Source organism: Kitasatospora sp. NE20-6, from assembly GCF_045862635.1.
Genome location: NZ_BPRL01000003.1, coordinates 1 through 14,549 on the forward strand (window position 1 = coordinate 1; position 14,549 = coordinate 14,549).

Here is a 14,549-nt window from a genome sequence, read left to right on the forward strand (position 1 = left end):
AGATGAGCACTCCCACCTCCTTGAGAGGGTAAGGCTCCCAGTAGACGACTGGGTTGATAGGCCGGATATGGAAGCCCTGTAAGGGGTGGAGTTGACCGGTACTAATAGGCCGAGGGCTTGTCCTCAGACGCTCGCGTTCACTGTGTGGTTCCCGGGTAGCGAACAGCTATCGCCGGCGAATCCAAGAAACACTTATTCAACTAAAAAGTGTGTTTCGCTGAATACCCGATAGGGTTTCGGTGGTCATAGCACGAGGGAAACGCCCGGTTACATTCCGAACCCGGAAGCTAAGCCTCGTAGCGCCGATGGTACTGCAGGGGGGACCCTGTGGGAGAGTAGGACGCCGCCGAACAATTCTTCAAAGGCCGCGGCCCCAGCGATTCGCTGGGGCCGCGGCCTTTTGTGTTTTCCGCGGACTTGGAGCAGTACCCGGTAGTGAGGTTCGAGCCCGGACGCGGCTCGGCACTCGATGCCGGACAATGGAAGTGGTGCACGGCCGTGTGGCCGGCACCGGGCCGTACAGGGCGTTGGTTTCACTGGACGACGACGCGGCCTGGCTGAAGCAGCAGAAGGAGTCACCGGAATGTCGAACCCGCCCCAGGACCGTCCCGAGCGTCGATCGGACGACGGCCGCGGCAACGAGCCCCGGTCCCGCGGGAGTTGGTCGAACGATCGGGACCGCGGCCCTCGCCGTGACGACCGCGGTGACCGCCCGTCGTACGGTGACCGCCCCCGCAGCGGAGACCGCCCGTCCTACGGTGACCGTGACCGTGGTGGCGACCGCCCCTCGTACGGTGACCGCTCGCGCAGTGGTGGCGACCGCCCGTCCGGTGGTGGCTTCAACCGTGGTGGTGACCGCCCTTCGTACGGCGACCGCCCTTCGTACGGCGACCGTCCGCGGACGGGTGACCGTCCGTCCGGTGGCGGCTTCCGTGACCGTGGCGACCGCCCGTCCTACGGTGACCGTCCCCGCACGGGCGACCGCCCGTCGTACGGTGACCGTGACCGTCCGCGTGGCGGTGACCGTCCCTCGTACGGCGACCGTCCGTCCGGTGGTGGCTTCAACCGTGGTGGTGACCGCCCTTCGTACGGTGACCGTCCCCGCACCGGTGACCGCCCCTCGTACGGTGACCGTGACCGTGGTGGCGACCGTCCCTCGGGTGGTGGCGGCTTCCGTGACCGTGGTGACCGTCCGTCCTACGGTGACCGTCCCCGCACGGGTGACCGCCCGTCGTACGGTGACCGTGACCGTGGTGGCGACCGTCCCTCGGGTGGCGGCTTCAACCGTGGTGGTGACCGCCCTTCGTACGGTGACCGTCCGCGGACGGGTGACCGTCCGTCCGGTGGTGGCTTCAACCGTGGTGGTGACCGTCCGTCCTACGGCGACCGTCCCCGCACGGGCGACCGCCCCTCGTACGGTGACCGTGACCGTGGTGGCGACCGTCCCTCGGGTGGCGGCTTCAACCGTGGTGGTGACCGTCCGTCCTACGGTGACCGTCCCCGCACCGGTGACCGTCCGTCCTACGGCGACCGTCCCCGCACGGGCGACCGCCCCTCGTATGGTGACCGTGACCGTGGTGGCGACCGTCCCTCGGGTGGTGGCTTCAACCGTGGTGGTGACCGTCCGCGGACGGGTGACCGTCCGTCCGGTGGTGGCTTCAACCGTGGTGGTGACCGTCCGTCGTACGGCGATCGTCCGCGGACGGGTGATCGTCCGTCGTACGGTGACCGTGACCGTGGTGGCGACCGTCCCTCGGGTGGCGGCTTCAACCGTGGTGGTGACCGCCCTTCGTACGGCGACCGTCCGCGCACGGGTGACCGTCCGTCCGGTGGTGGCTTCAACCGTGGTGGTGACCGTCCGTCGTACGGCGATCGTCCGCGGACGGGTGACCGTCCCTCGTACGGTGACCGTGACCGTGGTGGCGACCGTCCCTCGGGTGGCGGCTTCCGTGACCGTGGTGACCGTCCGTCCTACGGCGACCGTCCCCGCACCGGTGACCGCCCGTCCTACGGTGACCGTGACCGTGGTGGCGACCGTCCCTCGGGTGGCGGCTTCAACCGTGGTGGTGACCGCCCGTCCTACGGAGACCGTCCCCGTACGGGGGACCGTCCCTCCTACGGTGACCGTCCCCGCACGGGTGACCGGCCGTCCGGTGGTGGTTTCCGCGGGCGCGAGGACCGTCCGTCGTACGGCGACCGTGACCGCGGTGGCGACCGTGGCGGCCGCTTCGAGGGGCGCCGTGACGACCGTCGCGACGACCGCGGGGACTACGACGACCGCCGTGGCTCGTTCGAGCCGGTCAAGCGGCTGCCGATCCCGGACGAGGTCACCGGTTTCGAGATCGACGCGGACGTGCGTCAGGACCTGAAGAGCCTGCCGAAGACCCTCGCCGACGACGTCGCGCGCAACCTCGTGATGGTGGCGCGGCTGCTCGACACCGAGCCGGAGGAGGCCTACAACTACTCGCGGGTCGCGCTGCGGCTGGCGTCCCGTGTGGCGAGCGTGCGCGAGGCCGCCGGCTTCGCCTCGTACATGACGCAGCGGTACGCGGAGGCGCTGACCGAGTTCCGCGCCGCGCGCCGGATGACCGGGCGTTCGGACCTGTGGCCGGTGATGGCCGACTGCGAGCGCGGCCTCGGCCGTCCGGAGCGGGCGCTGGCGATGGCCGGTGAGCCCGAGGTGAAGCAGCTCGACAAGGCCGGCCAGGTCGAGATGCGCTTGGTCGCCGCGGGTGCCCGTAGCGACCTGGAGCAGTTCGACGCGGCCGTCGTGACGCTGCAGAGCCCGGAGCTGGCCTCCAACACCATCCACCCGTGGACGGCGCGCCTCCGGTACGCCTACGCGGAGGCGCTGATCGCCGCCGGCCGTGGCGAGGAGGCCCGCGACTGGTTCGCGAAGGCCGCCGACGCGGACACCGACGGTGCGACCAACGCCTCCGAGCGGCTGGCCGAGATCGACGGCCTGGAGTTCGTCGACGTCCTGGAGGACGACGGGGACGAGGACGGCGCGGAGGCCGCCCAGGACCTGGACGACGCCGACGGTGACGTCCGGGACGAGGACGAGGACGAGGACGAGGTCCGGGACGAGGACGACCTTCGGGACGCCGACGACATCGACGAGGACATCGACGAGGACGTCGACGATGCCGAGGACGTGGCCGACGACGAGCGGCAGGCTCCGGCCCGTCGTGTCGCCCGCGACGAGGTCGGCGACGACCGCATGATCTTCGAGGACGAGGAAGACGTCGAGGAGTTCTACGACGAGGACGACCTGGAGATCGACGAGGACGACGAGGACGACCGCGGCGGCGCGCCGCAGCGCGGCTGACCGGCCGACCACGAAGGGCCCCGCCCCACGGACGATCCGTGGGGCGGGGCCCTTCGGCGTTTCAGCCCAGCCCGAGCGAGCGCAGCACCAGCCCGGTCGCCGGCTTCGGGCCGAACGAGGTCGACTTGCGCGGCATCGTGACCCCCTGCTCGGCCAGGCGGCGCACCACCCGCTCCTCGACCGGGTGCAGCAGCACGGCGGTGCCGCCGGTGCGGGCGGCCTCCTGTTCGGCGGCGGCCGCGGTGTGCAGGTAGCCGATGTGGTCGGGTGCGTCGGGCACCTGCCAGGTGCGGTCGAGCAGGGTGGCGTGGAGGACGGTGGCGTCCAGGCGGCGCCACTCCTCGGGCCGGTCGGTCCGGACGGTGTCGGCGATCAGTTGCTCGTCCGGTTCGGCGACCAGGCGGTAGGTGCCGTCGCCGCCGGTGAGCAGGAACGCGTTGCCGCCGAGCTGCTTGGCCTCGCCGAGTGCCTCCAGGGCGGTCTGCAGCGGGCCCGGCACGTCCTTGACCTGCCAGTGCTCACCGAGCGCCGCCAGCGCCTCGGCCACCGGCAGGCGGTACAGCACGCGGTGGATCGCCCGCACGCGGAGCGGGTAGCGGGCGGTGTCGACGAGCAGCACCATGCCGCGGTCCCACGGGCTGCGCGGCAGGTGGCGGTGCTCGCGCTGCAGGCGCAGGTACATCTCCCACCGGTGGTGGCCGTCCGCGATCAGGGCACGGCAGGTGGCGAGGTCGCGGGCGACCGCGGCGATCTCGGCGGGGCCGGTGACCGCCCAGAGGCGGTGGTCGGTGCCGTCGGTGGTGGTCGTGGCGAGCAGCGGTTCGCCCGTGACCGTGCGTTCGACGACCGCGGCGGCACCCCCGTGCCCGCGGTAGGTGAGGAGCAGCGGTTCGAGGTTGGCGCGGGTGGTGCGCATCAGGCCGACGCGGTCGGCGACCGGGCGCGGCATGACGTCCTCGTGGGGGAGCACCACGCCGGCCTCGCGGCCGCTGACGGCGAGCGCGCCGATCAGGCCGCGCTGCAGGACGCCGCCGCCGTCCTCGTGGGTGCGCTGCTCGTAGACGTAGAGGGCGGGCAGCGGGTCGGCGGCGAGCACGCCCTCGGCGCGCCACTGGGCGAGGAGCCGGGCGGCGTGCCGGTACCGGGTGTCGCGGTCGGGCCGGTCGCCGCTGTCGTCCGGTTCGGGGCGGGGCAGGATCAGCCGGACCACGTTGTGCGGGTCGGCGGTCTCCAGGTCCAGCCGGCGGCCGGGGTCGACCACGTCGTACGGGGGCGAGGTGACCGCGGCGAGGGTACCGACCCGGTCGGGGACGTACCGCAGGCCGCGGAAGGGGGACAGGGACAGCCCTGCGGTGGCGACGTGCCCGGGATCGCCGGGGCCGCCCGCCGGAGCCGGGGCTCCGCTGTCTGCACTGGGTGCACTCATTCTGGGCATGTTAATCGCGTACGCCGTGTTGGGAGATCGTTGTGGGCAGGCAGCGCCCGGTGCCGTCACCGGATCGGGCTGCGGACGGGGAGCGAGGTACGGCATGAGCAGTGGCCAGGAGCGGGTGGACGGGGCCGAGGGCACCGGCGCCCCGGAGGGCGACGTCTACGACTGGTTCCGGCGCGGTGTCCGGCTGCTCGACGAGCGGCATCCCGCGGCGGCGGTGCAGCTCCTCGCCCGCGCGGCGGAGGAGGAGCCGCACTCGCGGTCGATCCGGGAGGCGCTGGCGCGGGCGCAGTTCGACGCGGGGTCGTACGCGGCGGCGCTGGAGAGCTTCCGGGCCGTGGCGCAGGCCGATCCGTCGGACGACTACGCTCAGTTCGGGTGGGGGGTGTCCGCGGCCCGGCTCGGCGACTTCGAGTCCTCCGCGGAGCACCTGGCGCTGGCGGTGGCGATGAGGCCCGACAACCAGCACTACCGGGCGGCCCTGCGCCAGACCAGAGCGACGCTCGCCGCCCGTGAGGGCGCCTTCGGGCCGCTCGTGCCCGGCGCGCCCGGCTACCTGGCGCCGCCGCAGGACCCGCACGACGAGGCATGACGACGACGTACCCGATCGAGGAAGAGCAGCCGATGACGGACACTTCGACCACCGAGCCCACCGAGCCCACCGAGCAGGCCGGGACGGCCGACGGGACCACCGGTGCGACGGGCCGGCCGCGGACGGCCCCCGGTGGGTCGGAGCGCCCGCTGACCGACGCGTACGACACGGCGCTGCTCGACCTGGACGGGGTGGTCTACGCGGGCCCGGGCGCGATCGACCACGCGGTCGACGCGCTGGCGCAGGCCCGCACCGGCGGCATGCGGCTGGCGTACGTCACCAACAACGCCTCGCGTCCGCCGCGGGTCGTCGCCGAGCACCTCACCGAGCTCGGGGTGCCCGCCGACGCCGAGGACGTCATCAATTCGGCGCAGGCGGCGGCCCGGCTCGTCGCGGAGAAGGTGCCGGCCGGTTCCAGGGTGCTGGTGATCGGCGGGGCCGGGCTGGTCGAGGCGCTCGCGGAGCGCGGCCTGGTCGCCGTCCGCTCGCTCGACGAGCAGCCGGTCGCGGTCGTGCAGGGCTTCGACCCGTCGCTCGGCTGGAAGGACCTGGCGGAGGCCTCGTACGCGGTGGCGTCCGGTCTGCCGTGGATCGCCTCCAACACCGACCTGACCGTGCCGACCGCGCGCGGCATCGCGCCCGGCAACGGCTCCCTGGTGGCCGCGGTCCGCACCGCGACCGGCGCGGAGCCGGAGGTCGCGGGGAAGCCGCTGCCGCCCATGCACCGGGAGACGGTCATCCGGACCGGCGCGAAGCGGCCGCTGGTGGTCGGCGACCGGCTGGACACCGACATCGAGGGCGCGTTCAACGGCGGGGTCGACAGCCTGCTCGTGTTCACCGGGGTGACCACGCCCGCCCTGCTGCTCGGCGCGCCCCCGCAGCACCGCCCGACCTATCTCGCGGCCGACCTGCGCGGGCTGCTCACCGGGCACCCCGAGGTGTCCGGCGACGGCGGCGCGTACACCTGCGGCGGCTGGACGGCGCACGCCGAGGACGGCGTGCTGCACGTGGACGGTACGGGCGACCGCTACGACGGGCTGCGGGCGCTCTGCGCGGCGTCCTGGACCGCAGGTGACCGGGAGGGCGAGGTGCCGGACGGGCGCAAGGCGCTGGCCGAGCTGGGCTTCTGACCGGTGCGCCGCTCGCGGGCGTGAACGGCCGGCACCGGCGGCCGGGTGCCGGGCTTCCGGTGGCCGGCCCGGTCAGAGCAGGGTGCGCAGCCGGAGCAGGTCGCGGAGGCCCGCCTCCAGCCGGACCCGGCCGGAGGCCCAGGCCGACGCGAAGTTGAGCCGGCCGCCGACCAGGTCGACGAGGTCGTCGCCGGTCATGGTGAGCCGGATGTCGGCCTTCGCGGCGGGCGGGCCGGGCGTCTCGACGACGTCGGCGATCCGGCCGTCGCGCAGGCGGCCGGAGAAGGTCAGGCCCAGGTCCGTGAGGTGGCAGGTGAGGGAGCGGTCCATCGCCGCGGCCTTGCGGACGTTGCCGTCGGAGCCGGCCATGTTGCGGCTGAGCTGCTCCAGTGCCGCGCGGCACTCCTCGGTGCTGGCCATCGGTTCCTCGGCTCCCGTCCGGTCCGGCCGGCCGGGGCGGCCGTCCGATCGGGCCCCACGCTAGCCCAGCAGGCGTCGCGGTCGGACGGTGGTGCAGCGGCGCGGGGGTGGTACGGGGTAGCGTCGGGACGGACCCGGGCAAGCGGAGGAGGCGTTCGGATGCTGCGTGATGCGGTGCGGGGCGTGGTGGTGGTCGCGGCGGGGATCGCGGAGGAGGCCGGACGGCGGGTGGTCGGCGTGGCGGCCGAGCTGCTGGAACGGTCCGGCGTGGACGTCGCGGCCGTCGAGCGGCGCGTCACGGAGCAGCTCCCGCCGTCGGTGCAGTCGCTGCAGGTGCTGGCCAACGAGGCGGTCACGGTCGGCCGGGCCGGCGTCGACCTGGCGGTCGGGGTGGCCCGTGGCGAGATGGAGCGTGCCTTCGAACGCGTCGGCGACCAGGTGGTGAAGGTCGGCGTGGTGCTGAGCTTCCTGGAGAACCGGTTGCGCGGTGCCGAGCCGGGGCCGGAGGAGCCGGCGGCGTCCGAGAAGCGGGCACCGCGGGCGGACGGACTCTTCGAGGCCGGCTGGGACGGTGCGGAGTGGACCCCGGAGACGGAGTGGGCCACCGGCACGGACTGGGCCGAGGAGGAGCCGGAGGCGGCGGGGTTCGCGGCGGCACCCGAGGCGGAGTCCGAGGCGGAGTCCGTGAAGCCGGCACCCGCGTCGCGCGCCGCCGCGAAGAAGCAGGGGTCCGCCGACGGTGCCGCACCGGCCGCGAAGCGGACGCCGGCCGAGCGGAGCCCGTCCCCGCGCAGGACCACGGCGACGCCCGCCGACATGCCGGCGGCCGACGAGGCCGCCGTCACGCAGCCGCCGGCGAAGAAGGCGGCGAAGAAGGCACCGGCGCGGAAGACCGCCGCCCGCAAGGCCGTCCCGGAGAAGCCGGCCCCCGAGCAGGCCGCGCCCGAGCGGGCTTCCGCGAAGAAGGCGGCGGCGAAGAAGACGACCGCCAAGAAGACGACGTCGAAGCGGACGACCACGCGCAAGGCCACCGCCAAGCGCACGGCAGCCCAGCCGCCGGCCGCGAAGAAGGCGACCGCGCGCAAGACCGTGGTGAAGAAGACCGTCACCCGCCGCCCCGGGACACCCGAGGACGGCGATGCCTGAGACCGCGCCCACCGGACACCCCGGGGTGGACGACGCCCTGGGCCGGCTGGAGGCCCTGGACGGGGTGGGGACCGAGGCACACCCCGCGGTGTACGAAGATGTCCACCGGCGGCTGTCCGACGTCCTGGCCGCCCTCGACGACGATTGACCGCCCGTCCCGGCCGCACCGGCCGGACCGGCACGTAGGAGATGGAACAGCAGTGGCAGTGGCACGACGCCGACTCGACGCGGAGCTGGTACGCCGCAAGCTGGCCCGCTCGCGCGAACACGCGAGCGAGCTGATCGCGGCGGGGCGGGTGACGGTCGGCGGCACCACCGCGACCAAACCCGCGACGCAGGTGGAGACGGCGGCCGCCGTGGTGGTGGCCAAGGACGACAGCGACCCGGAGTACGTGTCGCGCGGCGGCCACAAACTGGCCGGCGCCTTCGCCGCGTTCGTCCCGCAGGGCCTTGCGGTGAAGGGCCGGCGCGCCCTGGACGCCGGTGCGTCCACCGGAGGCTTCACGGACGTGCTGCTGCGCACCGGTGCCGCGCACGTGCTGGCGGTGGACGTCGGCTACGGCCAGCTGGCGTGGTCGCTGCAGAGCGACGAGCGGGTCACCGTGATGGACCGCACCAACGTGCGCGAGCTCACCGTGGAGCAGATCGGCGGCACCCCGGTCGACCTGGTCGTCGGCGACCTGTCGTTCATCTCGCTCGGTCTCGTGCTGCCCGCCCTGGCGGGCTGCTGCGCGGCCGGCGCGGACCTCGTCATGATGGTGAAGCCGCAGTTCGAGATCGGCAAGGACCGGCTCGGCAGCGGCGGTGTGGTGCGCAGTCCCGAGCTCCGCGCCGAGACGATCCGCCAGGTCGCCGGGCAGGCGTGGCAGCTCGGCCTGGGTGTGCGGGCGGTGACGGCGAGCCCGTTGCCGGGCCCGTCCGGCAACGTCGAGTACTTCCTGTGGCTGCGCCGGGACGCGCCGCAGCTGGATCCGTCCGAGGCGGACCGGGCCGTGGCGGAGGGCCCCCGATAGGCTGCGGGCGGACGTCTTACCCGCCACCGGGCGTGGCGGCCGGGTGCGGGTCGACGGGGATCCGGCAGGCGTGAGGGAGAGGGCAGCGGGCATGAGCGACGGACGGACGGTCTTCCTGATTGCGCACACCGGCCGGGAGGCGGCCCTGCGCAGCGTGGAGGGACTGGTGCACGGCCTGCTGAAGGCGGGCATCAGAATCCGGCTGCTGGCGTCCGAGGCGGTGGGCCTCGACCTGCCCGAGGGCGTCGAGCGGGTGCAGGGCGGGCACGGCGCCGCGGACGGCTGCGAGCTGATCCTCGTCGCCGGTGGCGACGGCACGCTGCTGCGCGGTGCGGAGCTGGCCCGGGAGTCGGGGCTGCCGATGCTCGGGATCAACCTGGGCCGGGTCGGCTTCCTGGCGGAGGCCGAGCGGGACGACCTGGCGGTGGTGGTCGACCGGGTGGTGGACGCCGACTACGAGGTCGAGGAGCGCATGACGATCGACGTCCTGGTGCGCACCAACGGCGATGTGGTGCACGAGGACTGGGCGCTCAACGAGGCGTCGATCGAGAAGGCCGCGCGGGAGCGGATGCTGGAGGTCGTGACCGAGGTCGACGGCCGTCCGGTCTCCAACTTCGGCTGCGACGGGGTGGTGTGCGCGACGCCGACGGGTTCGACCGCGTACGCGTTCTCCGGGGGCGGGCCGGTGGTGTGGCCGGAGGTCGAGGCGCTGCTGATGGTGCCGATCAGTGCGCACGCGCTGTTCGCGCGGCCGCTGGTGACCTCACCCGCGTCGGTGCTGGCGGTCGAGGTGCAGCCGAAGACCCCGCACGGGGTGCTCTGGCTGGACGGCCGGCGGTCGGTCGAACTCCCCGCCGGTGCGCGGGTGGAGGTCCGCAAGGGCCGTACGCCGGTGCGGCTCGCGCGGCTGCACCGGGCGCCGTTCACCGACCGGCTGGTGGCGAAGTTCGCGCTGCCGGTGGCAGGTTGGCGCGGCCGCACCGGCAACCACTGACGGTACGGGGCGGACGCCCCGTCAACCGGCTTCCTGCGGCGGGTGTCCCGGTCAGATCGTGAGGGCCGGGGTGCCCGCCGTCCCGGTGCGGCGGCCGTCGCGGGCGACGAGTGCGGCCGCCTCGGCCAGCCGGTCGACGGCCTGCCGGGCGGCGCCCGGCGGGACGGACAGCGGGATGCGCAGGTAGTCCTCGAAGGCGCCGCCGATCCCGAAGAGCGCGCCCGGGGCGAGCCGTACCCCGACCTGTTCGCCGGCGGCGGCCAGGGCGGTGCCGGAGGTGCCGGCGGTGGACAGCCAGAGCGCGAGGCCGCCGGGCGGCACCGTGAACTCCCAGTCGGGGAAGCGTGCGCGGAGTTCGGCGGCGAGGGCCTCGGCGCTGGCCCGCAGCCGCCGGTGCTGGTGCGCGCGGACCTCGGGCAGGCGTCCGGCGATGAGCTCGGCGGCGATCAGCTGGTCGAGGACGGCGGTGCCGACGTCGTGGAAGACCCGGTTGTCGGCCAACTGCCGTACCAGGGCGGGTGCCGCCCGCAGCCAGCCGATCCGCAGGCCGCCCCAGAGCAGCTTCCCGGCGGAGCCGACGGTCACCACCTGCGCCGTCCTGTCGAGTGCGGCCGTGGGCCGGGGGAGTGCCGACTCGTCGACGCCCCAGCCGAGTTCGGCGGTGGTCTCGTCGACGATCACGACGGTGCCCGCCGCGCGGGCCGCGACGAGCAGGGCGCGCCGCTGCTCCTCGTCGATCAGCGCCCCGGTGGGGTTGTGGAAGTCGGGGATGACGTACGCGCACTTCGGGGCGGCGCCGCGCAGCACGCGGCGCCACTGGGGGAGGTCCCACGTGCCGTGCTCGGCCATCGGGACGGGCACCAGGCGGGCGCCGCCGCGGCGCAGCGACTGCAGGGTGTGGGCGTAGCTGGGGGCTTCGACGGCGATGCGGTCGCCGCGTCCGGTCAGGGCCCGCCGGGCGAGGTGGAGGGCGCCCATCGCGCCGTTGGTGATCAGGATCTGGTCGGGGGTGGTCGGCAGGCCGCGTTCGGTGAAGCGGCGGGCGACGGCCTCGCGCAGGACGGGGACGCCGGTCGGGTAGTTGCCGTGCCCGGCGGCGTACGCGGGGAGCTGCTCGACGGCGCGGGCGGCGGCCTCGCCGAGGTGGGGCTGGGGGGCGGGGAGGGCGGCGACGCCGAGGTCGACGACGGTGTCGCGTTCGTCCGGCGGCACGGGGTGGAGCGCGTCGGCGGGGGGACGGGTGCCCTCCGGCAGGGTGGTCCAGCTGCCGGCGCCGCGGCGGCTGCGGAGGTAGCCGTCGGTGCGGAGGGCCTCGTACGCGGTGGTGACGGTGGTGCGGCTGAGGGTGAGTTCGGCGGCGAGTTCGCGTTCGGCGGGCAGGCGGGTGCCGACGGGGAGGCGTCCTTCGGCGACGAGCACGCGGACCTGCGCGGCGAGGGTGCGGTAGGCGGGACGGCGGCCGGGGGCGTCGGGGAGCCGGGCGGTGCGGAGCAGCCGCGCGAGGGCGGGCGGGGTGAGGGTGGTGTGCCACTCGGACATCGGCGTTCCAGTCCACATGGTTCGGATTGGACCTGGATCAGGCCCGTCCTGCCCGACCATGATGGGGCCAATTCGCGCACCGCCGCAAGGAGAGTCCATGGCCGCCACCACCGCCCCGCCGAGCCCGACACCCACGACCACCCCCGACGCCACGACGGGCGCCATCCTCGACGCCACGACCGCCGCCGCGACCGCCGCCGCCACCGGCCCGGCCGAGGGGGCGGGGGCCCGCAGGGACCGGCTGGGCCGCCGGCTCACCCAGCTCGCCGCCGGACTGGTGCTGTACGGCGTCAGCATGGGCCTGATGCTGCGCGCCTCGCTCGGCGGCAATCCGTGGGACGTCCTCCACCAGGGCCTGTCCCGCCACCTCGGCCTGAGCGTCGGCGTCTGGGTGACCCTGGTCGGCGCGGCCGTCCTCCTGCTGTGGATCCCGCTGCGGCAGCGGCCCGGCGTCGGGACCGTCGGCAACGTGCTGGTGCTCGGCGCTGCCATGGACCTCACCCTGCGGCTGGTCGACGGCCCGCACGCCATGCCCGCCCGGATCGCCCTGCTCGCCGCGGGCATCGTGCTCAACGGCCTCGCCACCGGCCTCTACATCGGCGCCCGCCTCGGGCCCGGCCCGCGCGACGGCCTGATGACCGGCCTGCACCGCCGCACCGGCCGCTCGCTGCGGCTGATCCGCACCGGCATCGAGCTGACCGTGCTCACCGCCGGCATCCTGCTCGGCGGCACCTTCGGCGTCGGCACGGTCGCCTACGCGCTGGCGATCGGGCCGCTCGCGCAGGTCTTCCTGCGGTGGTGCACGGTGCCGCCGCGGGCCGGCGCCGCGCCGGCGGCCGACCCGGCCGGGCCGGTGTCCGGGGATGCCGGGGAACCGGCCCGGAAGGGATGAACTTGGGGCCACCGGGCCCGGGCTCGTCGCGCGCCGACGGTGGGGTCTCGTAAGGTCGTCACCGTGTTGGACGAGATGCGGATACGGGATCTTGGCGTGATCGACGACGCCGTGGTCGAACTGGCACCGGGATTCACGGCCGTGACGGGCGAGACCGGTGCCGGCAAGACCATGGTGGTGACCAGCCTCGGCCTGCTGCTCGGCGGCCGGGCCGACCCGGGGCTGGTGCGCAACGGCTCGGACCGGGCCGTCGTCGAGGGGCGGATCAGCCTGCCCGGGGGGTCGCCGGTGATGGCCCGCGCGCTGGAGGCCGGCGCCGAACTGGACGACGGCGAACTGCTCATCAGCCGTACGGTCTCCGCCGAGGGCCGCTCACGCGCCTACGTCGGCGGGCGTGCCGTGCCGGTGGGCCTCCTCGCCGAACTCGGCGAGGACCTCGTCGCCGTGCACGGCCAGACCGACCAGCAGCGGCTGCTGCGGCCCTCGCGGCAGCGCGGCGCGCTCGACCGGTACGCCGGCGGGACGGTCGCCGGACCGCTGGCCCGCTACCGCGAGGTGTACCGCCGGCTGCGCGAGGTCTCGGCGACGCTGGAGGAGCTGACGACCAGGGCCCGCGAGCGGGCCCAGGAGGCCGACCTGCTGCGCTTCGGCCTCGACGAGGTCGCCGCCGCCGAGCCGGTCGCCGGGGAGGACACCGACCTCGCCGCCGAGGCCGAGCGGCTCGGCCACGCCGACGCGCTCTCCTCCTCCGCGACGCTCGCGCACGCCGCGCTGGCCGGCGACCCGGCCGACCCGGACGCGATCGACGCCGGCACCCTGGTCGCCCAGGCCCGCCGTGCCCTCGACGCCGTCCGCCACCACGACGAGCGCCTCGCCGGGCTCGCCGACCGCCTGAACGAGGTCGGCTACCTGCTGGCCGACGTGGCCGGCGACCTCGCCGGGTACGCCGACGACCTCGACGCCGACCCGGTGCGGCTCGCCGCGGTCGAGGACCGCCGGGCCGTCCTCACCCAGCTGCTGCGCAAGTACGGCGGCACCGAGGGCACCCTCGCCGAGGTGACGGAGTGGGCCGAGGCCGGTGCGCAGCGGCTCGCCGAACTCGACGGCGACGACGACCGCATCGACGACCTCGGCGCCCAGGAGACCGCGCTGCGCGCCGAGTTGGCGGAGCTCGCGGCCGAGGTGTCGGGTGCCCGGCACGCCGCCGCGGACGCCTTCGCCACCGCCGTCTCCGCGGAGCTCGCCGAACTCGCCATGCCGCACGCCCGGGTGACCTTCTCGATCTCCCAGGTCGACGACCCGGCCGGCATCGAGGTCGGCGACCGCACCGTCGCGTACGGCTCGCACGGCGTCGACGAGGTCGAGGTGCTCCTCGCGCCGCACCCGGGCGCGCAGCCCCGTCCGATCGCCAAGGGCGCGTCCGGCGGTGAGCTGTCGCGGGTGATGCTCGCCGTCGAGGTGGTGTTCGCGGGGGCCGACCCGGTGCCGACGTACCTCTTCGACGAGGTCGACGCCGGCGTCGGCGGCAAGGCGGCCGTCGAGATCGGCCGTCGGCTCGCCAAACTCGCCGAGTCCGCGCAGGTGGTGGTGGTCACGCACCTGCCGCAGGTCGCGGCGTTCGCCGACCGGCACCTGGTGGTGGAGAAGACGAACGACGGGGTCGTCACCCGCAGCGGCGTCAAGGTGCTGACCGACGAGGAACGGGTCCGTGAGCTGTCGCGGATGCTCGCGGGCCTGGAGGATTCCGAACTCGGCCGTGCACACGCCGAGGAGCTCCTCGCCGCCGCCCGGGCCCCGCGCGGCCGCTGACGGTCGGCCACCCGGCGGCCGTCCCCCGTTCGGCTCCGCGTCGGCCGGGGGACGGGCCGACGCGCCAGCACACGCCGCCGACTGTCCAAGACCCGGCCCGACCTGGCATGGTGGCGGCTGGACAATGGCTTTCCAGTCCCGAGGGCCGTCCGCGGGAACCCGCCTCCGCCGCCCACCGGCGACCGAGGGCAGCGGTCGGCCGACCCGGCCGGCGCACGGGGGGTCCGGCGACGGTGCTCGTCACCTGAACGAGT

The 14,549-nt window shown here is 74.7% G+C and carries 13 protein-coding genes and 2 rRNA genes; 12 read left to right on the plus strand and 3 right to left on the minus strand.

The window, feature by feature from the left end; translation table 11 throughout:
* The 4 genes from SNE206_RS02320 to SNE206_RS02335 all read left to right on the plus strand — a co-directional run.
* A 23S ribosomal RNA gene (locus SNE206_RS02320) occupies positions 1–125 on the plus strand; the annotation flags it as partial.
* A gap of 110 nt (positions 126–235) precedes the next feature.
* A 5S ribosomal RNA gene (gene rrf / locus SNE206_RS02325) occupies positions 236–352 on the plus strand.
* 442 nt (positions 353–794) lie between these two features.
* Positions 795–2,369 (plus strand): hypothetical protein, encoded by a 1,575-nt coding sequence (locus SNE206_RS02330; RefSeq protein ID WP_407911620.1) that lies wholly within the window; start codon positions 795–797, stop codon positions 2,367–2,369.
* Entirely contained in the window at positions 2,354–3,328 is a 975-nt protein-coding gene (locus SNE206_RS02335; RefSeq protein WP_407911621.1) for a hypothetical protein, read from the plus strand. Before SNE206_RS02330 ends, SNE206_RS02335 begins: the two co-directional genes overlap by 16 nt.
* A 61-nt stretch (positions 3,329–3,389) precedes the next feature.
* On the opposite strand, the gene SNE206_RS02340 is transcribed toward SNE206_RS02335, so the two are convergent.
* Complete coding sequence (locus tag SNE206_RS02340) at positions 3,390–4,754, minus strand: DUF1015 family protein (protein WP_407911622.1); 1,365 nt, start codon at positions 4,752–4,754, stop codon at positions 3,390–3,392.
* 103 nt (positions 4,755–4,857) lie between these two features.
* On the opposite strand from SNE206_RS02340, the gene SNE206_RS02345 reads away from it, so the two are divergent.
* Positions 4,858–5,352: a tetratricopeptide repeat protein gene (locus SNE206_RS02345; RefSeq protein ID WP_407911623.1), complete on the plus strand. Its 495-nt coding sequence runs from the start codon at positions 4,858–4,860 to the stop codon at positions 5,350–5,352.
* Between the two features lie 32 nt (positions 5,353–5,384).
* Positions 5,385–6,482 carry an HAD-IIA family hydrolase gene (locus SNE206_RS02350; RefSeq protein ID WP_407911624.1) on the plus strand — a complete coding sequence of 366 codons (1,098 nt, stop codon included), beginning with the start codon at positions 5,385–5,387 and terminating at the stop codon, positions 6,480–6,482.
* 72 nt (positions 6,483–6,554) lie between these two features.
* On the opposite strand, the gene SNE206_RS02355 is transcribed toward SNE206_RS02350, so the two are convergent.
* Positions 6,555–6,902: an SCP2 sterol-binding domain-containing protein gene (locus tag SNE206_RS02355; RefSeq protein WP_407911625.1), complete on the minus strand. Its 348-nt coding sequence runs from the start codon at positions 6,900–6,902 to the stop codon at positions 6,555–6,557.
* Positions 6,903–7,061: 159 nt separating this feature from the next.
* Between SNE206_RS02355 and SNE206_RS02360 the strand changes: the two genes are divergently transcribed.
* From SNE206_RS02360 to SNE206_RS02375, 4 genes are all read left to right on the plus strand, one after another.
* Positions 7,062–8,048 carry a hypothetical protein gene (locus SNE206_RS02360; protein ID WP_407911626.1) on the plus strand — a complete coding sequence of 329 codons (987 nt, stop codon included), beginning with the start codon at positions 7,062–7,064 and terminating at the stop codon, positions 8,046–8,048.
* Positions 8,041–8,196 carry a hypothetical protein gene (locus tag SNE206_RS02365; RefSeq protein WP_407911627.1) on the plus strand — a complete coding sequence of 52 codons (156 nt, stop codon included), beginning with the start codon at positions 8,041–8,043 and terminating at the stop codon, positions 8,194–8,196. Before SNE206_RS02360 ends, SNE206_RS02365 begins: the two co-directional genes overlap by 8 nt.
* A 58-nt stretch (positions 8,197–8,254) precedes the next feature.
* The gene (locus SNE206_RS02370) at positions 8,255–9,061 is read left to right on the plus strand and encodes a TlyA family RNA methyltransferase (RefSeq protein WP_407911967.1); all 807 of its coding nucleotides are present in this window, start codon (positions 8,255–8,257) and stop codon (positions 9,059–9,061) included.
* A gap of 91 nt (positions 9,062–9,152) precedes the next feature.
* Entirely contained in the window at positions 9,153–10,055 is a 903-nt protein-coding gene (locus SNE206_RS02375; RefSeq protein ID WP_407911628.1) for an NAD kinase, read from the plus strand.
* A 51-nt stretch (positions 10,056–10,106) separates the two neighbouring features.
* On the opposite strand, the gene SNE206_RS02380 is transcribed toward SNE206_RS02375, so the two are convergent.
* Positions 10,107–11,612: a PLP-dependent aminotransferase family protein gene (locus SNE206_RS02380; protein ID WP_407911629.1), complete on the minus strand. Its 1,506-nt coding sequence runs from the start codon at positions 11,610–11,612 to the stop codon at positions 10,107–10,109.
* Positions 11,613–11,691: 79 nt separating this feature from the next.
* Here SNE206_RS02380 and SNE206_RS02385 point away from each other — a divergent pair, with 79 nt between their 5' ends.
* Both SNE206_RS02385 and recN read left to right on the plus strand, forming a co-directional pair.
* Positions 11,692–12,486 (plus strand): YczE/YyaS/YitT family protein, encoded by a 795-nt coding sequence (locus SNE206_RS02385; protein WP_407911630.1) that lies wholly within the window; start codon positions 11,692–11,694, stop codon positions 12,484–12,486.
* Between the two features lie 75 nt (positions 12,487–12,561).
* Positions 12,562–14,295: a DNA repair protein RecN gene (recN, locus tag SNE206_RS02390; protein WP_407911968.1), complete on the plus strand. Its 1,734-nt coding sequence runs from the start codon at positions 12,562–12,564 to the stop codon at positions 14,293–14,295.
* Positions 14,296–14,549: the final 254 nt, after the last annotated feature.